13 protein-coding genes and 2 pseudogenes are annotated in these 21,629 nt (G+C 71.6%); 10 read left to right on the top strand and 5 right to left on the bottom strand.

Features of this window, described 5'->3' with window-relative positions:
* Positions 1 to 52: 52 nt before the first annotated feature.
* A complete protein-coding gene (fxsT, locus tag ACWD4A_RS16030) occupies positions 53 to 3,082 on the top strand; it encodes an FxSxx-COOH system tetratricopeptide repeat protein (RefSeq protein ID WP_451194212.1) in 3,030 nt (1,009 codons plus the stop codon).
* An 80-nt stretch (positions 3,083 to 3,162) separates the two neighbouring features.
* Here the strand turns inward: fxsT and ACWD4A_RS16025 are convergent, their stop codons facing one another.
* The 4 genes from ACWD4A_RS16025 to ACWD4A_RS16010 form a co-directional block, all read right to left on the bottom strand.
* Complete coding sequence (locus ACWD4A_RS16025) at positions 3,163 to 6,990, bottom strand: multifunctional oxoglutarate decarboxylase/oxoglutarate dehydrogenase thiamine pyrophosphate-binding subunit/dihydrolipoyllysine-residue succinyltransferase subunit (RefSeq protein ID WP_451194210.1); 3,828 nt, start codon at positions 6,988 to 6,990, stop codon at positions 3,163 to 3,165.
* 240 nt (positions 6,991 to 7,230) lie between these two features.
* Positions 7,231 to 8,373, bottom strand: a complete 1,143-nt coding sequence (locus ACWD4A_RS16020) for a HAMP domain-containing sensor histidine kinase (RefSeq protein WP_451194208.1) — start codon at positions 8,371 to 8,373, stop codon at positions 7,231 to 7,233.
* Positions 8,370 to 9,107 carry a response regulator transcription factor gene (locus tag ACWD4A_RS16015; RefSeq protein ID WP_451194206.1) on the bottom strand — a complete coding sequence of 246 codons (738 nt, stop codon included), beginning with the start codon at positions 9,105 to 9,107 and terminating at the stop codon, positions 8,370 to 8,372. The genes ACWD4A_RS16020 and ACWD4A_RS16015 overlap by 4 nt, the downstream gene beginning before the upstream one ends.
* 97 nt (positions 9,108 to 9,204) lie before the next feature.
* Positions 9,205 to 9,897: a spermidine synthase gene (locus ACWD4A_RS16010; RefSeq protein WP_451194204.1), complete on the bottom strand. Its 693-nt coding sequence runs from the start codon at positions 9,895 to 9,897 to the stop codon at positions 9,205 to 9,207.
* Between the two features lie 204 nt (positions 9,898 to 10,101).
* Between ACWD4A_RS16010 and ACWD4A_RS16005 the strand changes: the two genes are divergently transcribed.
* The 8 genes and pseudogenes from ACWD4A_RS16005 to ACWD4A_RS15970 all read left to right on the top strand — a co-directional run bounded on the left by ACWD4A_RS16005 (position 10,102) and on the right by ACWD4A_RS15970 (position 19,869).
* Positions 10,102 to 10,815 carry a rhomboid-like protein gene (locus ACWD4A_RS16005; protein WP_451194202.1) on the top strand — a complete coding sequence of 238 codons (714 nt, stop codon included), beginning with the start codon at positions 10,102 to 10,104 and terminating at the stop codon, positions 10,813 to 10,815.
* 386 nt (positions 10,816 to 11,201) lie between these two features.
* Positions 11,202 to 13,598, top strand: coding sequence for an endopeptidase La (gene lon, locus ACWD4A_RS16000; protein ID WP_451194200.1), 2,397 nt, complete (start codon positions 11,202 to 11,204; stop codon positions 13,596 to 13,598).
* A 121-nt stretch (positions 13,599 to 13,719) separates the two neighbouring features.
* The gene (locus ACWD4A_RS15995; protein WP_451194199.1) at positions 13,720 to 14,307 is read left to right on the top strand and encodes a Uma2 family endonuclease; all 588 of its coding nucleotides are present in this window, start codon (positions 13,720 to 13,722) and stop codon (positions 14,305 to 14,307) included.
* A gap of 55 nt (positions 14,308 to 14,362) precedes the next feature.
* Positions 14,363 to 15,019, top strand: coding sequence for a molybdopterin cofactor-binding domain-containing protein (locus ACWD4A_RS15990; protein WP_451194197.1), 657 nt, complete (start codon positions 14,363 to 14,365; stop codon positions 15,017 to 15,019).
* A gap of 10 nt (positions 15,020 to 15,029) precedes the next feature.
* Positions 15,030 to 16,047 (top strand): annotated as a pseudogene (locus tag ACWD4A_RS15985) (RNA-guided endonuclease InsQ/TnpB family protein).
* Positions 16,048 to 16,064: 17 nt separating this feature from the next.
* Positions 16,065 to 16,274: pseudogene (locus ACWD4A_RS15980) on the top strand (hypothetical protein); the annotation flags it as partial.
* A gap of 90 nt (positions 16,275 to 16,364) precedes the next feature.
* Positions 16,365 to 16,823, top strand: a complete 459-nt coding sequence (locus ACWD4A_RS15975; RefSeq protein ID WP_451194195.1) for a (2Fe-2S)-binding protein — start codon at positions 16,365 to 16,367, stop codon at positions 16,821 to 16,823.
* A gap of 253 nt (positions 16,824 to 17,076) precedes the next feature.
* Positions 17,077 to 19,869, top strand: coding sequence for a M4 family metallopeptidase (locus ACWD4A_RS15970; RefSeq protein WP_451194193.1), 2,793 nt, complete (start codon positions 17,077 to 17,079; stop codon positions 19,867 to 19,869).
* An 80-nt stretch (positions 19,870 to 19,949) separates the two neighbouring features.
* On the opposite strand, the gene ACWD4A_RS15965 is transcribed toward ACWD4A_RS15970, so the two are convergent.
* A complete protein-coding gene (locus ACWD4A_RS15965; protein WP_451194191.1) occupies positions 19,950 to 20,774 on the bottom strand; it encodes a lysozyme in 825 nt (274 codons plus the stop codon).
* Positions 20,775 to 20,967: 193 nt separating this feature from the next.
* On the opposite strand from ACWD4A_RS15965, the gene ACWD4A_RS15960 reads away from it, so the two are divergent.
* Entirely contained in the window at positions 20,968 to 21,441 is a 474-nt protein-coding gene (locus ACWD4A_RS15960) for a MarR family winged helix-turn-helix transcriptional regulator (RefSeq protein ID WP_451194189.1), read from the top strand.
* Positions 21,442 to 21,629 lie beyond the last annotated feature (188 nt).

Below are 21,629 nucleotides of genomic sequence, written 5' to 3'. Positions count from 1 at the left end.
CGTACCGGTCCATCCCGGCCGCCGCGGCGCGGAGCAATGAGGGGACGTGCGCATGAGTGAGCGAACCATGGGCGGGCAGAGCCGGCCGGTGCCCCAGGGCGAGCACTTCGTCATCGTCTTCGCCGGCTTCCACCGCCCCTGGGCCACCTGGATCGCCCACCGGCTGGAGAGCCACGGGCACCGGACCGCCCTGCACCGCTGGGACCCCCGCAGGGAGGTCTCCCTGGAGAGCGCCCTCGGCGACCTGCTGCTGGCCTCCGGACGGCTGCTGCTCGTCCTGAGCGACTGGTTCTTCGAGCTCGGCCCGCGCCGCGACGGCGAGTGGAACGAGGCCCTGCGCGGCATCGTCGCCGCCAACGCCGAGCGGTTCGCCGCCGTCAGCCTCACCAACCGCGCCCTGCTGCCCGCCACCGCCGTCCTGGAGCCCGTCGACCTCTACGGCATCGGCTCCCAGGAGGCCGAGCGCCGCCTCCTCGGCAGGCTCGGGCTCCCGCCCGGCCCCCCGCGCCGCAGCCTCCCCGCGGGCCCCGGCTCCCGCTACCCCAACGACCCGCCGGCCATCTCCGGCGAGGTGCCCCGCCGCAACGGCCGCTTCACCGGCCGCGACGAGCTCCTCAACCACCTCCAGCAGACCCTGATGGACGCCGAACCGGGCACCGCCGTCTGCGCCCTCCTCGGCATGTCCGGCATCGGCAAGACCCAGATCGCCGCCGAGTACGCCCACCGCTTCGGCTCCGACTACGACGTCATCTGGTGGGTCAACTCCGATCTGCGCGGCACCCGGCGCGAGCGCCTCGGCGAGCTCGCCCCCGAACTGGCCCTCGCCAGCGGCTCCGAGCCCGGCGAGCGCATCCGCGCCGTCCGCGAGGCCCTCCGCCGCGGCGAGCCCTACGGCCGCTGGCTGCTCGTCTTCGACGGCTGGGACGACCTGGAGGACGCCGACGACCTGCTGCCCGACGGCCCCGGGCATGTGCTGATCACCTCCCGCAACCGCGGCTGGATCGCCCAGGGCGCCCTGCCCGTGGAGGTCCCCGGCTTCCAGCGCCACGAGTCCACCGGCTATCTGATGCGCCGCGCCCCCCGCCTCACCGAGGACGAGGCCACCGAGGTCGCCGTCGAGCTCGGCGACATCCCCCTCGCCCTCGTCCAGGCCGCCTCCTGGCTCGGCGAGTCCGACATGCCCGTCTCCGAGTACCTCCGCATGGTGCGCGACGGCGAGCTCTCCGGCCTGGCCGACCAGGGCGACTTCGACGGCGTCCCCCGCTCCTCCCTCACCTCCTGGTCGATACTGATCAACCGGCTCCGCAAGACCCAGCCGCACGCCGTGGAACTCCTCACCCTGTGCACGGCCTTCGCCCCCGGCCGCATCCCCATCGGCCTCGTCCGCCGCCTCCCGCCCTCCGAGCTGCCCGAGAGCCTGGAGTGGCTCGCCACCGACCTCCCCAGCTGGACCCGGGCCCTGGACTCCCTCGTCAACTACTCGGTCTTCACCAGCCGCGACACCCGCGCCACCATCCCCGGCGAACCGGCCCCCGAGCAGGAGTCGGTGCAGATGCACCGGCTCGTCCACGACATCGTCACCCGCCTCACCTCCGCCGACGAACGGCACGCCTGCCGCCGCATCGTCCGCCGGATGCTCGCCGCCGCCGACCCCGGCAACCCCCAGGACTCCCGCCTCTGGCCCCGCTACGCCGAGCTGCTCCCGCACCTGGAGCCCTCCGGCGCCCTCGGCAGCCACGACGAGCGCGTCCAGGAGACCGTCCTCAACTGCCTGCACTACTGCCACCGCAGCGGCGAGTTCCGCACCGGCATCGACCTCGCCGAGCAGGTCCGCGCCCGCTGGTCCGAGCTCTTCCCGCCCGAGCACGCCCGGATGCTCGACCTCACCGTCCGCCAGGGCAACATCCTCCGCTCGTACGGGGTGTTCCGCCCCGCCTACGAGATCGACCGGGACATGCTGGAGCGGCTGCGTGCCCTGGGCCCCACCGACACCCAGGGCGGCAACGGCACCGCCCTGATGACGGCCACCAGCTGCCTCGCCGCCGACCAGCGCTACCTCGGCCAGTACACCGAGGCCCTCCAGCTCCAGCGCGAGGTCCTGGACACCGCCCGCGAAGTCCTCGGCCCCGACGACTACTTCACCCTCAACGCCCAGCACAACCTCGGTGTCGGCCTCAGACTGCTCGGCCGCTACGCCGAGGCGTACGAGTACGACCTGGAGAACCTCCGCCGCCGCGAGTCCCTGCTGCGCGCCCGGCACGCCGCCACCCTCGTCTCCGGCATCGCCTGCGCCCGCGACCTGCGGCTCATGGGCCGCTACCGCGACGCGCTGGCCCGCCAGGAGCTCGGCATGCGGCTCCACCTCCAAGTCCTCGGGCCCCAGCACCCGCAGACCCTGCGCGCCCGGCACAACCTCGTCCTGTGCGAGCGGCGCGCCGGGGGCTTCCAGGACGTGGGCGCCGTCATGGCCAGCCTCCTCGAACAGATGGAGCAGGTCCACGGCCGCGGCCATTACGCCACCATCGGCCTGATCGTCGACTACGGCAACCACTCCCGCAAGCACGGCGACCTCGGGCACGCCCGTGAGCTGATCGCCGAGGGCGAGGCCGGCTTCCGCACCCTCCTCGGCCCCGCCCACCCCGTGACCACCGGCATGCTCACCAACACCGGCCTCGTCCTCCAGGCGAGGGGCGACCGGGCCGAGGCGCTCACCATGTTCGAGTCCGCCTACGCCGGGCTGTCCGCGACCCTCGGCGCGGAGCACCCCTGGGTGCTGGGCTGCGCCCTCAACGCGGCCGCCGGGCGCAACTTCAACGGCCGCCTGGACGCCGCCCTGGAGCTCAGCCGGGACACCCTGCGCCGGGCCCGGCGCGTCCTCGGCGAGGACCATCCCCTCACGCTGTCCTGCGAGGTCGCCCTCGCCGCCGACCTCCGGGCGCTGCGCGAGCACGAGGAGGCGTCCAAGGTCGAGCAGGACGCCCTGCAGCGGCTCACCCGTACCCTCGGCGCCCAGCACCCGCACGTCCTCTCCGCCCGCCAGCGCACCCGCCCGTACTGGGACTTCGAGCCCTACCTGGGCTGAGACGCACGGCAGAACGGGGCAGGGCCCCCACCGCCGGAGCGGTGGGGGCCCTGCCTTCGCCTTGCGCGGGGTCGGTCGACTCAGGCGTCGAAGACCTCGGCGACCAGCGCCTGCTGCTCGGCCTGGTGACGCTTGGCGGAACCGACCGCCGGGGAGGACGAGTGCGGACGGGAGATCCGCCGCAGCCGCTCCCGGGCCGGGATGTCGGCACCGACGGCCAGGTCCAGGTGGTCGATCAGGTTGAGCGCGACGAACGGCCACGCACCCTGGTTCGCCGGCTCCTCCTGGGCCCAGATGAACTTCTCCGCCGACGAGTACTTCGCGAACTCCGCCTGGAGCTCATCGCCGGGCAGCGGGTAGAGCCGCTCGATGCGGACGATCGCCGTGTCCATCGCGCCGCGCTTCTCCCGCTCGGCGACGAGGTCGTAGTAGACCTTGCCGGAGCAGAAGACGACCTTGCGGACGTCCTCGGTGCGCACCGTGTCGTCGCCGATCAGCGGACGGAACGTGCCGCCGGTGAACTCCTCCGCCTTCGACGCCGCGGCCTTCAGACGCAGCATCGACTTCGGGGTGAAGACGATCAGCGGCTTGTGGTGCGGGTTGTGGACCTGCCAGCGCAGCAGGTGGAAGTAGTTCGACGGCGAGGTCGGCATCGCGACCGTCATGTTGTTCTGCGCGCAGAGCTGGAGGAAGCGCTCGATACGGGCGGACGAGTGGTCCGGGCCCTGGCCCTCGTAGCCGTGCGGCAGCAGCAGCGTGACGCCGGAGGTCTGGCCCCACTTCTGCTCCGAGGAGGAGATGAACTCGTCGGTGATGCTCTGGGCACCGTTGACGAAGTCACCGAACTGGGCCTCCCACAGCACCAGCGCGTCCGGGCGGGCCAGCGAGTAGCCGTACTCGAAGCCCATCGCCGCGTACTCGCTGAGCAGCGAGTCGTAGACGTTGTAGCGGGCCTGGTCCTCGGACAGGTACAGCAGCGGGGTGTAGTCGTCGCCGGTGACCCGGTCGACGAGCACCGCGTGCCGCTGGCCGAAGGTGCCGCGGCGGGAGTCCTGGCCGGCGAGCCGGACCGGGGTGCCCTCCATCAGCAGCGAGCCGAAGGCGAGGGTCTCGCCCATCGCCCAGTCGATCGTGCCGTCCTCGACGCTGGCCGCGCGGCGCTGCAGCTGCGGCAGCAGACGCGGGTGCACGGTGACGCCCTCGGGCAGGTTGACCTGCGACTCGGCGATCCGCTTGACGACCTCCTGGGAGATCGCGGTGTGCACCGTGGCCGGGAACTCCGGGAGCTCCGCGGGGGCCGCCGCCTCGGCGGGGGCCGTGGCGGCCTCCCGGACCTCGGTGAAGACCTTCTCCAGCTGGCCCTGGTAGTCCTGCAGGGCCTGCTCGGCCTCTTCCAGCGTGATGTCGCCGCGGCCGATCAGGGACTCGGTGTAGAGCTTGCGCACCGAGCGCTTCTTGTCGATCAGGTCGTACATCAGCGGCTGGGTGAACGAGGGGTTGTCGGCCTCGTTGTGGCCCCGGCGGCGGTAGCAGATCAGGTCGATGACGACGTCCTTGTTGAACGCCTGACGGAACTCGAAGGCGAGCCGCGCGACGCGGACCACGGCCTCCGGGTCGTCACCGTTCACATGGAAGATCGGCGCCTCGATCATCCGGGCGACGTCGGTGCAGTACATCGACGAGCGCGAGGACTCCGGCGGCGCGGTGAAGCCGACCTGGTTGTTGATGACGATGTGCACGGTGCCGCCGGTGCGGTAGCCGCGCAGCTGCGACATGTTCAGCGTCTCCGCGACCACGCCCTGGCCCGCGAAGGCCGCGTCGCCGTGCAGCTGGACGGGGAGGACGGTGAAGTCCGTGCCCGCCTTGCCGATGATGTCCTGCTTGGCCCGCGCGATGCCCTCGACGACCGGGTCGACCGTCTCCAGGTGCGAGGGGTTGGCGGCCAGCGAGACCTTGATCTGCTCGCCGTCCAGGCCGGTGAAGGTGCCCTGGGCGCCCAGGTGGTACTTGACGTCGCCGGAGCCGTGCATCGACTTCGGGTCGAGGTTGCCCTCGAACTCGCGGAAGATCTGCGCGTACGACTTGCCGACGATGTTCGCCAGCACGTTCAGCCGGCCGCGGTGGGCCATGCCGATGACGACCTCGTCCAGGCGCGACTCGGCGGCCGCGTCCAGCACCGCGTCCAGCAGCGGGATGACGGACTCGCCGCCCTCCAGCGAGAAGCGCTTCTGGCCGACGTACTTCGTCTGCAGGAAGGTCTCGAACGCCTCGGCGGCGTTCAGGCGGCGCAGGATGCGCAGCTGCTCCTCGCGCTCCGGCTTGGAGTGGCCGCGCTCGACCCGGTCCTGGATCCACTTGCGCTGCTTGGGGTCCTGGATGTGCATGAACTCGATGCCGGTGGTGCGGCAGTACGAGTCGCGCAGCACGCCGAGGATGTCGCGCAGCTTCATCAGGGACTTGCCCGCGAAGCCGCCGACCGCGAAGTCGCGCTCCAGGTCCCACAGGGTGAGACCGTGCTCGGTGATGTCCAGGTCGGGGTGCTTGCGCTGGCGGTACTCCAGCGGGTCGGTGTCGGCCATGACGTGGCCGCGGACCCGGTAGGAGTGGATCAGCTCGAAGACCCGGGCGGCCTTGGTGACGTCGTCGTCGTGCGAGGCGTCGATGTCCTTGAGCCAGCGGACCGGCTCGTAGGGGATGCGCAGCGCCTTGAAGATCTCGTCGTAGAACTCGTTCTCGCCGAGCAGCAGCTGGCTCATGATGCGCAGGAACTCGCCGGAGGCGGCGCCCTGGATCACCCGGTGGTCGTACGTCGAGGTCAGGGTCATGACCTTCGAGATGCCCATCTTGTTCAGGGTGTCCTGCGACGTGCCCTGGAACTCGGCGGGGTAGTCCATGGCACCCACGCCCAGGATGAGGCCCTGGCCGGGCATCAGGCGCGGCACGGAGTGCACGGTGCCGATGCCGCCGGGGTTCGTCAGCGAGGCGGTGACCCCGGTGAAGTCGTCCATCGTCAGCTTGCCGACGCGGGCGCGGCGGACGATGTCCTCGTACGCCTGCCAGAACTCGAAGAAGTTGAGCGTCTCGGCCTTCTTGATGGCCGCGACCACGAGCTGGCGGTCGCCGTTCGGCTTCACCAGGTCGATCGCCAGGCCGAGGTTGACGTGCTCGGGCTTGACGAGGGTCGGCTTGCCGTCCTTCTCCGCGAAGGAGTGGTTCATCGACGGCATCAGCTTCAGCGCCTGCACCATGGCGAAGCCGATGAGGTGCGTGAAGGAGACCTTGCCGCCGCGGGCGCGCTTCAGGTGGTTGTTGATGACGATGCGCTGGTCGAACAGCAGCTTCACGGGGACCGCGCGGACGGACGTGGCCGTCGGCAGCTCCAGCGAGGCGTTCATGTTCTTGGCGACCGCGGCGGCGGGGCCGCGCAGCGTCACGTACTCCGGACCCTTGGCGGGCTCCGCCGGCTCGGCGGCCTTGGCGGCGGCAGCCGCGGGCTTCGCCACGGCGGGGGCCGGCCGCTGCGCGGCCGGGGCCGCGGGAGCGGCGGCCTTCGGCGCCGCGGCCGGGGCGGGCGCGGCCGGAGCCTGCGCCGCCGGAGCGGCGACGGGCTGCGGCGCGGCCGGAGCCACGGCGGGGGTGCCCGCGGGAGCCTGGGGGGCAGCGGCGGGCTGGGCCTGCGTCGCAGGCGTACCGGTCAGGCCCGGCGGCGGCGCAGCCGTCGTCTGGCCCGGCTTGTAGTCGGCGAAGAAGTCCCACCAGGCTCGGTCGACCGAGTTCGGGTCCTGGAGGTACTGCTGGTAGATCTCGTCGACGAGCCACTCATTGGGACCGAAGACATCGGCAGGGCTTTTGCCCTGCCCGTCCTGGTCGGTCGAGACGCTCGAGGTGTTGGGGGACTGTGGCGACACGGCGGCAACCGCCCTCTTCCGCTTCACAAGGTGATGGACAGCGGAAATAAAGGCTACGCCTGTCTGTACCGATGATGCAGGCCACCCGGGCCAGTCGTCGCGCAAGTCACATTCATCGAGGGGTTTCGAGGCATGACTTGGCGGGAAACACACGGGGTTCCGCAAGTCTCGAGGCAATCAGGGTTCGCCTAAGCGGGCCCCACACTCCCTCGAATGTGTGCTTCCGGCACCGACCCTACGTCAACTCTGATCACGGGGACCTCCCGGAAGGGTGACCTGTATGCGGCACCCCTGCGGGGATTCGGCCACTCCTATGCTCCCCCCGTGCAGATCGACCGCCCAGCGCGCGATGGCCAGCCCGAGCCCCGTGCCCCCGTCGCTGCCCGGCCCCTGCTGCCCCGAGCCGCCGCGGTTGAAGCGCTCGAAGACCCGGTCGCGCTCCCCCTCCGGGATGCCCGGACCCTCGTCCACCACCTCCAGGTCCAGCGACTGGGCGCCCTCGCCCCGGCGCGCCCGCACCGTGACCCGGCCGTGCGGGGGGCTGTGCTTGACCGCGTTGTCCACCAGATTGGCCACCACCTGGTGCAGCCGCTCCGCGTCCGCGTGCGCGGTCAGCTCCGGGGGTGACACGTCCAGGTGCAGGTGGACGTCCTTGCGGGCGTGCGGGGAGGAGCCGGAGGCCATCCCGGCCTCCTTCAGCACGCCCGCCAGGTACGGCCACACCTCGAAGCGCCGCGCGTGCAGCGGCACGACCCCGTTGTCCAGCCGGGACAGGTCCAGCAACTGCTCCACCAGCCGCCCCAGCCGCTCGGTCTGGCGCAGTGCCGTGCGCATGGTCTCCGGGTCGGCGGCGGAGACCCCGTCCACCACGTTCTCCAGCACCGCCCGCAGGCCCGCGATCGGGGTGCGCAGCTCGTGCGAGACATTGGCGACCAGCTCCTTGCGGTGGGTGTCCACCGCCTCCAGATCGGCCGCCATCCGGTTGAAGGCCGTGGCCAGGTCGCCGAACTCGTCGCGCCGCCCGGCGCCCACCCGGCGGGTGTAGTCACCCCGCGCCATCGCCCGGGTGACCTCGGTCATCTCGTCCAGCGGCGCCGTCAGCCCGTGCGCCACGAACTGCGTGATCAGCAGCGAGGCGATGATCGAGAAGACGGTGATCACCCGGAGCTCGGTCGCCGAGTGGAGGGCCACGAAGACCAGGAAGGTCGTTATCACCACCGACCCGATGACCAGCGCGCCCAGCGCGGCCTTCACCGAGCGGTACGGGTCCAGCGGGCGCAGCGCCGCCCAGATCCGGGCGCCGAGCCCGGCGGGGGCCTCGGGCCGGTCCGGGCCCTGGCCCCCGCCCCCGCCCTCCGTGCGGCAGACCCCGCCCCCGGTCATGCCGCCGGGGTCTCCAGCGCGTAGCCGACGCCATGGACCGTACGGATGCGCTCCGCCCCGATCTTCCGGCGGAGGGCCTTGATGTGGCTGTCCACCGTCCGGGTGCCGGAGGCGTCCGCCCAGTCCCACACCTCCGCGAGCAGCTGCTCGCGGGAGAGGACGGCGCGGGGGGTGTTCGCCAGACACACCAGCAGGTCGAACTCGGTCGGCGTCAGGTGCACGTCCGTGCCCCGCACCCGCACCCGGCGCTGCGCGTGGTCGATCTCCAGCTCGCCCAGGCGCAGGATGCCCGTGCGCGGGGTGTGCGCGGCGAGCGCCGCCCGCTCCACCCGCCGCAGCAGGACGTGCACCCGCGCCGCCAGCTCCCGCATCGAGAACGGCTTGGTCATGTAGTCGTCCGCGCCCACGCCCAGCCCGACCAGCATGTCGGTCTCGTCGTCGCGCGCGGTCAGCATCAGCACGGGCACCGGCCGCTGCGCCTGCACCCGGCGGCACACCTCCAGCCCGTCGAAGCCCGGCAGCATCACGTCCAGGACCAGCAGGTCCGGCTGCCAGGCCTCGGCGGCGTCCACGGCGGCCGGGCCGTCGCCCGCGGTCCGCACCTGGAAGCCCTCCGCCCGCAGCCGGGCCGCGATGGCGTCGACGATGGTCCGGTCGTCCTCGACGACGAGCACCCGGCGCTGCGCCCCGGCGGAGGCCGCGCCGCCTTGAGGGCCGATGTGTGTCTGCTCCATGCGCCCCGCCCCTAGCGTCTTCACTTCTGCCCGTGGCCTGTTTCTCCACAGTCCTGCGGCTGTGGCAAGCAGAGTACGGGCAGGTGGCGGGGGACGGCTACGCGGCACGGAGGGCGAGGTGGACTACGTCCGGGACGCCCCGGGCAACGGCGATCTCTTCGGTCGCTACCCCCTCGAACCCGGCATTCCGGAGCGCGTCCTCGAACTCCTCCGACGGCCGCGCCGACCAGACGGCCAGCACGCCACCGGGCGTCAGCAGGTCGTGGCAGGCCAGCAGCCCGGCGGGGGAGTAGAGGCCGCCGTTGTCCTCGGTGACGGTCCAGCCGGGGCCGTTGTCGATGTCCAGGCAGAGCGCGTCGTGGCCGAGCGGGGCGGCCGTGCGCACGTACGGGACGAGGTCGGCGTGCAGGATCTCGGTGCGCGGGTCGGCGAGGGCCGCGCCGGAGACGGCGGCGAGCGGGCCGTTCCGGTGCCAGTCGACGACGGCCGCCTCGCGCTCCACGACGACGATCCGCCCCCAGCGCGGCTCGGCGGCCGCCCGCGCGAGCGAGAAACCCACGCCCAGCCCGCCGATCAGCACGGAGGGGTTCCGCCGGTCCGGCGGCAGGGCGGCGAGGGCGGCGTCGACCAGGAGACGTTCGGACCTGCCGTCGGAGGTGTCCATCAGGAAGGTGCCGTTGGCGATGATCTCGTGGACATCGCCCCTGCGGCGCAGCACCACCTCCCCGTGGGGGCCTTCGCGGCGGTCGAGGGTGACGGGCGGCTCGTAACGGACATCCTGGGCGGTCATGGCGAAGCCTCCGAAGGTCGGCAAGGCCCGGCGGACGCAGCGGACGAATGTTCGGTTGAGGGTCGTGACCGGAGTCACGGGCAGAGGTTGATTTACCGGGCCACTGGGGACCTTACTGTTCACAGTGAGGGCGGAGAGTGAGGTCCAGGGCACGACCGCTCCGAGTGCGACGCTGTGCAGCCCGCCGGAAAGGGGTTCCGCCGAGTGACTGTGGTCGACCCCGTGGTGGCGCCCGACGGCGAGCGCGCCCCCGGCCGCGGGCGCCCCCGCCTGCTCCTCCTGTTGCGGTGGGCCCGCCGGGTGCTGCCGACGCCGACCGGCACCCCCTTCACCTTCGTCTACGGGCTGGTGCTGCTCGGCACCGCCCTCTACGCCGAACTCGGCGACGAGGAGACCGTCAACCAGCTCCTCCGGGACTCCAGCACCGACGCCGCGCACCTCGCCGAACAGCCGCTCGTCGTCCTCGTCGCCAGCGCGCTGTGGGTGGCGGGCGGCATCTATTCGCTCTACGGGCTGCTCTTCGCCCTGATCCTCAGCGCCCTGGAGCGGCGCGTCGGGCCCGCCCGCGCGGCCGGGGTCTTCCTCCTCGGACACGTCCTGGCGACCCTCGCCACCGAGCTGCCGGTGGCCGGGGCGGTGGCGGCGGGACGGCTGCCGGAGGCGTCGCTGCACCGCCTCGACTACGGCATCAGCTTCGGCGTGATGGCCTGTACGGGGGCCCTCGCCGGGCTGCTGCGGCGCCCGGCGGGGTGGACGCTGCTCCTCCTCGCGGGCCTCATGTGCGCCCAGGACCTCATCGAGTTCGCGGACCCCCTCGCGAGCTGGGGCCACCCGATAGCCCTGCTCACGGGCATGGCGTGCGGGCCTTTCATCCGCGACCGCGTGCCGCTGCCGCGGCAACGCGACCCGGAGTCCTGAGCCACTTCTTCTGGCCTTCCCTTGGCTGTCCCGCCGTCGCCGCCTGCGGCGGGAGCTCCCTTCGGGAGCGTCCTCAATCGCCGGACGGGCTGGATGTGCTGGCTGTGGCCTTGAAACTGCGGGCCCAGCCCGTGCAATTCAGCCCGTCCGGCGTTTGAGGACGCGCCCGCAGGGCGCTGGGGGTCTGGGGGTCTCCCCCAGTTTCGGGAAGGGGCGGGGTGGGGAACAGGCCCGCCGCAGGCGGAGAGCGGTCCGGGGCTGAGGCCCGGGGGACACTGCGGCCCGCCGCCCAGCCGATCGCTCAGAGCGAACACACCCCCGGGAACATCCGCGAAGCGCCACGCATTGAGTCGGCATAGCTCAACTTGCCTGCCGAAGGGGAGATCATGGCTCTCATGTCCACACCGCTCACCCTGCCCGTGCTGCCGCTCGACGACGAGGTGGTGCTGCCCGGCATGGTGGTGCCCCTCGACCTGTCCGACGGCGAGGTACGGGCCGCGGTGGAGGCCGCCCAGGCGGCCGTCACGGGTGACGGCAAGCCGCAGGTGCTGCTCGTGCCGCGCGTCGAGGGCTCGTACGCGGGCACCGGCACCCTCGGGCGTGTCGAGCAGGTGGGCCGCCTCTCGGACGGCGACCCCGGGGCGCTCATCCGAGGTCTCGCCCGCGTACGGATCGGGGCCGGCACGACAGGGCCCGGCGCCGCGCTGTGGGTCGAGGGCACCCGGATCGACGAGGTCACCCCGGCCCCGCTGCCCGGCGCGGTCGCCGAGCTGATGAAGGAGTACAAGGCGCTGGCCACCAGCTGGCTCCGCAAGCGCGGCGCCTGGCAGGTCGTGGACCGCGTCCAGCAGCTCGACGACGTGTCCCAGCTCGCCGACAACTCCGGCTACTCCCCGTTCCTCACCGTCGCCCAGCGCGTGGAGCTGCTGGAGACGGCCGACCCGGTGGCCCGGCTCAGGCTCGCCGTGAAGTGGCTGGGCGAGCACCTCGCCGAGCAGGACGTCGCCGAGTCGATCGCCAAGGACGTCCAGGAGGGCGTCGACAAGCAGCAGCGCGAGTTCCTGCTCCGCCGCCAGCTGGAGGCCGTCCGCAAGGAACTCGCCGGTCTCAACGGCGACCCCGGGAGCGAGTCGGACGACTACCGCGCCCGCGTCGAGGCCGCCGGCCTGCCGGACAAGGTCCGCGAGGCGGCGCTCAAGGAGGTCGAGAAGCTGGAGCGGGCCTCCGACCAGAGCCCCGAGGGCGGCTGGATCCGCACCTGGCTCGACACGGTCCTGGAGCTGCCCTGGAACGAGCGCACCGAGGACGCCTACGACATCCCCGGCGCCAAGGCCGTCCTCGACGCCGACCACGCGGGGCTGGAGGACGTCAAGGAACGGATCACCGAATACCTGGCGGTGCGCAAGCGGCGCGCCGACCGGGGGCTGGGCGTGATCGGCGGGCGGCGCGGGGGCGCGGTGCTCGCGCTCGTCGGTCCGCCCGGCGTCGGCAAGACCAGCCTCGGCGAATCCGTGGCCCGCGCCATGGGCCGGAAGTTCGTCCGCGTCGCCCTCGGCGGCGTGCGCGACGAGGCGGAGATCCGCGGCCACCGCCGTACGTACGTGGGCGCCCTGCCCGGCCGGATCGTCCGGGCCGTCAAGGAAGCCGGGTCGATGAACCCGGTCGTCCTCCTCGACGAGATCGACAAGGTCGGCTCCGACTTCCGCGGCGACCCGGCCGCGGCCCTGCTGGAGGTCCTGGACCCGGCGCAGAACCACACCTTCCGGGACCACTACCTGGAAGTCGAACTCGACCTCTCGGACGTCGTCTTCCTCGCGACCGCGAACGTCCTGGACGCCATCCCGGAGGCCCTGCTCGACCGTATGGAGCTGGTCCGCCTCGACGGCTACACCGAGGACGAGAAGGTCGTCATCGCCCGCGACCACCTGCTGCCCCGGCAACTGGAGCGCGCGGGCCTCGACAGCGGCGAGGTGACCCTCGCGGACGAGGCGCTGCGCAAGCTCGCCGGCGAGTACACCCGCGAGGCGGGCGTACGCACCCTGGAGCGCGCCCTGGCCCGGCTGCTCCGCAAGGTGGCCGCCCAGCACGAACTGGGCGAGCGCGAACTGCCCGCCGCCCTCGGCGCCGACGACCTGCGCGCCCTCATCGGCCGCCCGCACCACACGCCCGAGTCCGCGCAGGACCCGGCCGAGCGGCGCACGGCGGTCCCGGGCGTGGCCACGGGCCTCGCGGTGACCGGGGCGGGCGGCGACGTCCTCTTCGTGGAGGCGTCCCTGGCCGACCCCGAGACGGGCGGCGCGGGCCTGACCCTCACCGGCCAGCTCGGCGACGTCATGAAGGAGTCCGCGCAGATCGCGCTCTCCTTCCTGCGCTCCCACGGCGCCGAACTGGAGCTCCCGGTCGGCGACTTCAAGGACCGCGGCATCCACCTGCACGTCCCCGCGGGCGCGGTGCCGAAGGACGGCCCGAGCGCGGGCGTCACCATGACGACCGCCCTGGCCTCGCTGCTCTCCGGCCGCCAGGTCCGCCCGGACGTCGCCATGACCGGCGAGATCTCGCTGACGGGCCGCGTGCTCCCCATCGGCGGCGTCAAGCAGAAGCTCCTCGCGGCGCACCGGGCCGGGGTGACCACGGTCATCATCCCCAAGCGCAACGAGCCGGACCTGGACGACGTCCCCGAGGAGATCCTCTCCAAGCTCTCGGTCCACCCGGTCGCCGACGTCCGCCAGGTCCTGGAACTGGCCCTCCAGCCGGCGTCCACGCCGGTGGCGATGGCGGCGTGACGAACGGCCCGGCGCACCGTGTGTGACGCGCGCCTCATGGGCTGCGGCGTGTCCCGGCTTCCGTGCGTATCGTTGTACTGCGCGGCTGCCGGGACCGGCGGCAGCGGGGAGGAGCGTCACGGTGACCATCGCACTGACCGACAGGACCGAGATGGCCGAGAACGGCGAGCCGAGCTTGGACGAAATGTTCGAGCTGCTGTACGAGATCGTCCCCGAGGGTTACAAGGCGGAGATCGTCGGGGGGGCTATTCAGATGTCGCCGCAGAGGCGTACGCACTGGGAAATCATCAAGGATGTGCTCTTTCAGCTGACGGGACACTTCGGGCGGCAGGCCGCGCTGATGTCCGATGTCCGCCTCGACCTTCCAGGTGACGGCAACGCTTTCGCTCCGGACCTCTTCAAGGTGGCGGACGGCGCCGGGCCCGACGAGAAGGGCAACTGGCGTTACCAGGATGTCGAGTTGGTCCTCGAAGTGATCTCGCGAGCGACTGCCGGCAACGACTACGGCCGCAAGATGACGGCCTACGCGGTTGGTGAGGTGCCTGTCTATCTCATCGCCGACCCGTACACAGGCGAGTGCCATGTGCACACCCTGCCGGAGGACGGCAACTACAAGAGCAGCGTCACCGTCAACTTCGGTGGCCCGATCGACCTCACGGGCACCGCGCTCGGTCTGACGCTCACCACCGACAAGTTCCCGCGCGACTGAGCACTCCAGGATCTCCCCTTTCGACCCTCCGCTACCCACCGGTAATGTTCCCCCCATGACGGAAACGGTGGAACCCGGAACAACCAGCAGACGCCGCTTCCTCACCTACCTCATAGCCGCCCCCACCCTCGCCCTGGCCACCGCCCCCGTCCCGTCGGCCGAGGCCGCCGTGGCCGACATCGTCGACTTCGGGGACGTGCTGATCCTCGCCGGGGCGCCCACCGCGCACATGCTCGTGCTGACCGTCCGCGACGACGGTGGTGTCACCTTCCGGCTGCCGCGGGAGGAGGTCGGGCAGGGGCTGACCACCGCCGTGGCGATGCTGGTCGCCGAGGAGATGGACGCACCGCTCGCGCATGTAGCGGTCCAACTGGAGGACGCCCGGCCGGAATTGCTGTTCGGGCAGCTCACCGGCGGCTCCAACTCGATACGGTCGCTGTACGGCCCCGTCCGGCAGACCGCCGCCGCGGCCCGCGTCCGGCTCGTACGGGCCGCCGCCCGGCAGTGGGGTCTCGCCGCGGGTGCCCTGGCGGCACTTTCGTCCCATCGGTTACGTGATGACGGTCGCCAGGAAGCCGGACACGTCCGGGGTCGCGGCAGCGTCGGTTGCGCGTGGCGTGCTCCTCATGGGCTGCGGCATGTCTCATCGCGTAGACGATGTGCTGTCACGTCTGTAGTCATTCCTTCTGTTTCAGGAGGTCGGCTTCAGTAGGCTCGTGAGTGTGCACCTCCGCTACAACTACCGGGCATACCCGGACGCCCCTCAGTGCGCCGCGCTTGACCGGGCGTTCGGGTGTGCGCGGGTTGTGTGGAACGACTGCCTGCGTGACCGCAGGGAAGCCCATGCGGCGGGGCTGCCTTACGTGAAGTCGGCTCACCTATCCCGGATTCACATCACCCAGGCCAAGCGCACCGAGGAACGGGCGTGGCTGGCTGATGTGTCATCGGCCGTCCTTCAGCAGTCCCTACGGGACCTGGACGCCGCCTACAAGAACTTCTTTCGACTCCGTCAAGGGCAAGCGTAAGGGCCCGAAAGCGGCGCCTCCCCGGTACAAGTCGAAGAAGGACACCCGGCAGTCGATTCGCCTGAACGGCAATGCCTTCGCCGTCCTTTCCGACGGCACCCGTATCAGTTCCCCGAGGTTCTTGCGTCGCGCCGAGAAGAAACTGAAGCGGCTGCAGCGGGACTTGTCTCGTAAGGTGAAGGGATCGAAGAACCGGGCCAAGGCCCGTCTCAAAGTCGCACGTCAGCATGCCAAGGTTGCCGACAGACGGCGGGACTGGCACCACAAGGTGTCCACGCGCATCATCCGCGACAACCAAGCGGTGTACGTGGAAGACCTCGCGGTGTCCGGTCTCGCCCGCACCCGGCTGGCCAAGTCCGTGCACGACGCCGGATGGTCCTCGTTCGTCGGCATGCTGGAGTACAAGGCCGTCAAACACGGCCGCTACTTCGGGAAGATCGGCCGCTTCGAGCCGACCTCCCAGGTCTGCTCCGTGTGTGGGGTCAAGGACGGCCCCAAGCCCTTGCACGTTCGGGAATGGACCTGCAAGGGGTGCGGGGCCGTCCATGACCGCGACGAGAACGCCTCCAGGAACACCCTGGCCGCCGGACGGGCGGACAGGCTAAACGCCTCGCGGAGCGCAGGTAAGACCAGGGCGAAAGTTCCGGCACAGCGTGTTGAAGCAGGAAGCCACCGAGACGGCCAGTCGGTTGTGGCAGGAATCCCTGGCGGTTAGGCCAGGGAGCGCGTCAATCGCAGTTCCACTACGCGCGGCAGCGGGACACCCCGCCGGATGTCCGGATCGTCGTCCTCCCCGCCACCGGGGAGCCGGGCGGCGCGGGCGAGTTGGGCGTCCCGGCGGCGGTCGGCGCCATCGCGAACGCGTACGCCCGTGCCACGGGCACACGCCCCCGGCGCTTTCCGGTCAACTTCGACGTCGACTTCACCCCCTTTCCCCGCTGACACCCCATTCGTTGAAACCCGTTCGTCGAAACCCGTTCGTACCCGTTCGTACCTGTTCGTCGAAACCCGCCGCCGCCCCCAGGAGCCCCCGTGCCCCAGCACACCTTCACCGTCAACGGCCGTCAGGTCACCGTGGAGGCCGACGACGACCTCCCCCTCCTCTGGGCGCTGCGGGACCTCCTCGGCATACGCGGCCCCAAATACGGCTGCGGCATCGACGTCTGCAAGGCCTGCACCAGCCACCTCGACGGCGAGGCCGTGCGGCCGTGCGTCGTACCGGTCGTCCGGGCCGCGGGCCGCAGCGTCACCACGATCGAGGGGCTCGCCGACGGCGACCGCCTGCACCCCGTCCAGGAGGCCTGGCTGGAGCAGGACGTCGCGCAGTGCGGCTACTGCCAGCCCGGCCAGATCATGGCCGCCGTCGCCCTGTTGAAGCGCACGAGCGACCCCACGGACGCCGACATCGACGAGATCGCCAACGTCTGCCGCTGCGGCACGTACTTCCGTGTCCGCGAGGCCATCAAGAGCGCGGCGGCGAAAATGCGCTGACCGAAGCCCTGGCCGGAACCCTGACCGAAACACGGCGGTAATGGGACAAGGCCGAAAGCAGACGCTCAAACCTTATGCCCCGTTGATCAGCTTGCACCCCACCTGTTGCATGAGCCGCGACCACAGATGTTCCGGCAGGTACGGAGGGGGAACAACCTTGCGTAAGCCCAGAGCACGTGCAGGAAAAGCAGGAAAAGCAGGGAGAGCGGGAAGACCGGCCGCGCGAAGCGGCATAGCCGGGGCGGCGGCGCTGGTGGGCGCCGCCGCCCTCGTCGTCTCCGCGGTGCCCGGCCACGCGTTCGCCGCAGCCGCGGGCACGGACCCGGCCGAGGTGATACCGGGGAAGGGAACCTCCACCCCTTCCCTGGTGGACGGCATCCGGGAGGGCGTGAAGGCCACCGGCAGCGCCGCCGACGCCGCCCGCGACCACCTCGCGGACAAGAAGAACCGCTACCACATCGCCGACCCGGACCGGGATCTGCGGCCCGTGCAGACCGTCGGCGCGGGCCGCGAGGAGACCGTACGGCTCCAGCAGAAGCACCGCGGCGTGGACGTCCTCGGCGGCCAGTACGTCGTGCGGATGGAGAAGAAGGACGGCAAGCGCGTCGTCACCGGCACCTCGGGCAAGTACTTCACCGGCCTCAAGGCCGGTACCAAGGCCGAGGTGAGCGAGGAACTCGCCGTCCAGCGGGCCGTCGCCGCGACCCTGCGCGAGCTCGGCGGCAAGCGGCCCGGCAAGGCCGGCACCGCCCCGAAGGGCGGGAAGTCCGGGGCGGCGCGGTCGCTCACCGGCACCGCGCGCGGGCTGGTCGTCGTGCCCAAGGGCCCCGGCGTCCTCACCCACCACGTCACCGTGCGCGGCACCGACCCGGCCGACGGCAAGCCCGTGCTGCGCGAGGTCTACATCGACGCCAAGGCCGGGTTCCCGGTGCTCCAGTACAGCGGCATCAAGACCTTCGCGGGCGACACGGGGAAGTCCGTCGCGGAGGCGTCCGCGAAGTCCGCGGCCGCAGCGGCCAAGGACTCCGCGGGGCCCGCCGACGGCGTGAGCCCCGGCATCGCGGGCTCCGGCGTGAAGTACGACGGCACCACCGTCGAGCTGGGGCTGTTCAAGGACACCGCCCGCAACGAGTACGTCATGCGCGACTACTCCCGGATGTGGGACTCCAGCAAGAACCTCATCGCCACGTGGGACGCGCGCGGCAAGGAGGTCAACGACGTACTCGGCAAGTGGCCGGACGGCGTCAAGGAGTTCGGTTCCCCGGGCCCGAACTTCGGCAAGGAGGCCACCGAGGCCGGCGCGGTCGACGCGCACTGGGCGGCGGGCAAGGTCTACGACTACTACAAGAAGGTCCACGGCCGGAACAGCCTGGACGGCCGGGGCATGGCCATCAACTCCCTGGTGGGCGTCACCGAGTTCGGCGGCCCGTACGTCAACGCCTTCTGGGACGGCACCAAGATGGTGTACGGCGGGGGCGACAGCGAGTACAAGACGCTCTCCGCCGACCTCGACGTGGTCGGCCACGAGATGACGCACGGCGTCGTCGAGAACTCCGCCAACCTCGTCTACGCGGGCCAGTCCGGCGCCCTGAACGAGGCGATCGCCGACTACTTCGGCAACGCCATCGCCGTGGACGCCGCCGGCATCTCCATGGACGACCCCGACGCGGGCCTGATGGGCGGGAACCTCTGCCGCACGAAGACTCCGCGTCAGTGCGCGCTCCGCGACCTCAACGACGGGAAGACGACGTCCAAGAACTTCCTGGGCGTCGGCTTCTCCACCGACAGCGGTGGGGTGCACATGAACTCCACCATCTTCTCCGGCGCGCTGTGGAACATCCGCCAGGACGTGGGCCGCACGCTCGCCGACCGGATCGCCTACAAGGCGCTCACCGAGTACCTGACCCCGCTCGACGGCTTCACCGAGGGCCGCGACGCGGTGATCTCCGCCGCGAAGGCGCTGAAGGTCTCCGACAAGGACCTCAACACCATCACGCGCTCCTTCAACGCCCATGGCATCGTGCCCAACTGGGAGCAGGCCCTCGGCGTCGACACCGACCTGCTGTCCGGCAAGCTGAACACCGCGGGCACCGGCGTGGGCGGGGGCGGCGGCTGGTGGGCCGCGTCCCGGTCCAACGACGACGGCTCCGAGGCGTACTCGGTCTGGGCGGGCCGCGCCGACGGCTCCGGCTCCCCGAAGCTCGTCAGCCCCAACGACGGGCGCTACCACGCCTACCCGGCCACGGACGGCAGGACGGTGGCATGGGTCGCGGTCGGCAAGGACGGCATGGACGTGCTGTCCCGGCCGCTCGCGGGCGGGCCGGTCAAGAAGCTCTACAGCAGCACCGGGATCAACGCGGTGCGCGTCGACGGCGACACCGTGGTTGTCGAGGAGCAGATCGCGCTCGGCGACCGTCACGTCGGCTACCTGCGGACCGGTGACAAGACCCCGACCTGGGTGGACGACCGGCGCGCCGGGACCGACACGGCCGTGCCCTCGATCAGCGGCGGCCGGATCGCCTACGCGCGGATCGCCCCCGAGGGCGACGGCTTCCGCTCCACCACCGAGGTGCTGGACCTGAAGACCGGCAAGAGGACGTCGATGGGCCAGGTCGACACCCCGTCGGCCATCGGGCAGACCGGCATCAACGGCAAGAACGTCTTCTGGCTGGCGTACGACTTCGACGCCCAGGGCACGGGCAGTTCCTCGGTGCGCCGCGCGAACCTCGACGGGACGGGCGTGACCGACCTCAGCAAGGAGACGGGCGCGCAGGCGCTCTTCCCGATGGACCTGACGGCCTCGGAGAGCGCCGTGACGGTCACCGCCCTGCCGCCGGAGACCACGGTCGGCAACGCGGCGCTGCCGAAGCTCTTCCAGTTCGCGGCGGACGGCTCGACCGACCCCACCCGGGCGCGGGTCTCCTGCAACCGCGGTGAGCAGTCGTCGGCCGCGGCGGTGGGCGGCAAGCAGGTGGTGTGGCTCGACGGCACCACCGGCTACGCCGACCTGGTCACCCGCACCCGCCCGGCGGGCTCCTGCGGCTGACCCCCGCACCGCATGAGGACCGGGCCCCCGGCGCCGATGTGCCGGGGGCCCGGTGTTTCCCATGTCGGGCGCCGGGCGGATCAGCCGTCGGCCAGGGCCTGGAGCCGGCTGAAGGCGCCGTTGAAGCGGTCGTGGTCACCGACGGTCGGGCCGGTGTCGGTGTACTGCCAGAACGTGTGGAAGCCCCAGCCCGCCGGGAGCTCGCCCACGGAGGAGCCGTAGCGCGGCGCCCAGAGCGGGTTCGTGTCCCCGAAGCCGCCGTAGTTGCCGGTGCAGTCCTTCCACCAGCCCGTCGCGGTGTAGATCACCGCGTCCCGGCCGGTGCGCGCCTGGTACGTGCGGAGGAAGTCGGCGATCCAGCCGGTCAGCGCGCTCGCGCTCATCCCGTAGCAGTTCGGGCCGTACGGGTTGTACTCGATGTCGAGCACGCCCGGCAGCGTCTTCCCGTCGGCCGACCAGCCGCCGCCGTGGGTGGCGAAGTACGTGGCCTGGTCGGCGCCGCCGGAGTTGTCGGGCAGGGCGAAGTGGTACGCGCCACGGATCATGCCGACGTCGTACGAGCCGTTGTACTGCTGCGCGAAGGAGGGGTTGGTGTAGCTCGTGCCCTCCGTGGCCTTGACGTAGGCGAAGCGGTTGCCGCTGTTCCAGAGGGTCTGCCAGGGGACGTTGCCGTTGTGGCTGCTGACGTCGACGCCCTCGACGGAGGCCGTGAGCGGCGGCGGGGGAGTGTGACCGGTGGGGTGCTCGTGGCCGCGGACGGTGGAGCCGAGCCAGTCGCGTTCGGGGTGGACGGGCCGCTTGCCGCCCGGCGCGGCCGCGTGCGCGGCGCCGGGCAGGGCGAGCAGGACGGACAGCGCGAGGAGAGCGGCCGCGAGCGAGGCCGGAGCGGGTCTGCGTGCGGGCATGGGGGGACTCCGGGAGGGCACGAAATAATTGGTGTGACCATGTCATACCCAGAATGGTGCGGCCGGACGCGTCGGGCACAGGGGGACGCGGTGCTGCCGTTGGTCTACTCCTGCGAAATACTGGCGGAGCTGCGGTGACGGATCGCGGCCGACGGAAACTTTCAGCAGCCGGAAAGCCGGAGAGGGCCCCCACGTGCACCAGACGACTCCCCCGCCTGCCGAGGACAGCAGTGGTGTGGACCAGGCATACCTCGCGCTGGAGCGGGAGCTCGCCGTCTTCCTGCGCCGCGCCCGCGCCTCCTCGGGCGAGATGGCCCGCGCCGTCCACCCCGAACTGGAGGCCGCCGCCTACGGCCTCCTCGTCCGGCTGGAGGACGCGGGGGAGCAGCGGGCCACGGACCTCGCCGCGTACTTCGGCGTCGGCAAGGCGACGATGAGCCGGCAGCTGCGGGCCCTCGGCGACCTCGGGCTGGTCACCCGCGAGCCGGACCCGGCCGACGGCCGGGCCTCCCTGGTCCGCATCACGGACGAGGGCCGCGCCCGCTTCACGCGCGTCCGCGACGCGCGGCGCGCCCACCACGTACGCAAACTCGCCGACTGGGACCCGGCGGAAATCGCCGAACTGGCCCGCTTGCTGCGGCAGCTGAATGCGAGCGCGGAGGGCTGACGCGCCGTCGCCGCCGCCCCTTCCCGCAGTGTCGATGTGCGGCTCCGCCGCGTGAGGGGGAGACCCCCGGACCCCCGACCACGCTCCGCGCGGTGTCCTCAAACGCCGGACGGGCTGGATTCGCGGACCGTGGCAGCGATTGTGCGGTCCCGCAGGTTCAAGGCCACGGTCCGCACAATCAGCCCGTC

The organism is Streptomyces sp. NPDC002537 (assembly GCF_053594975.1).
This window is presented reverse-complemented; position numbering and strand designations above follow the sequence as displayed.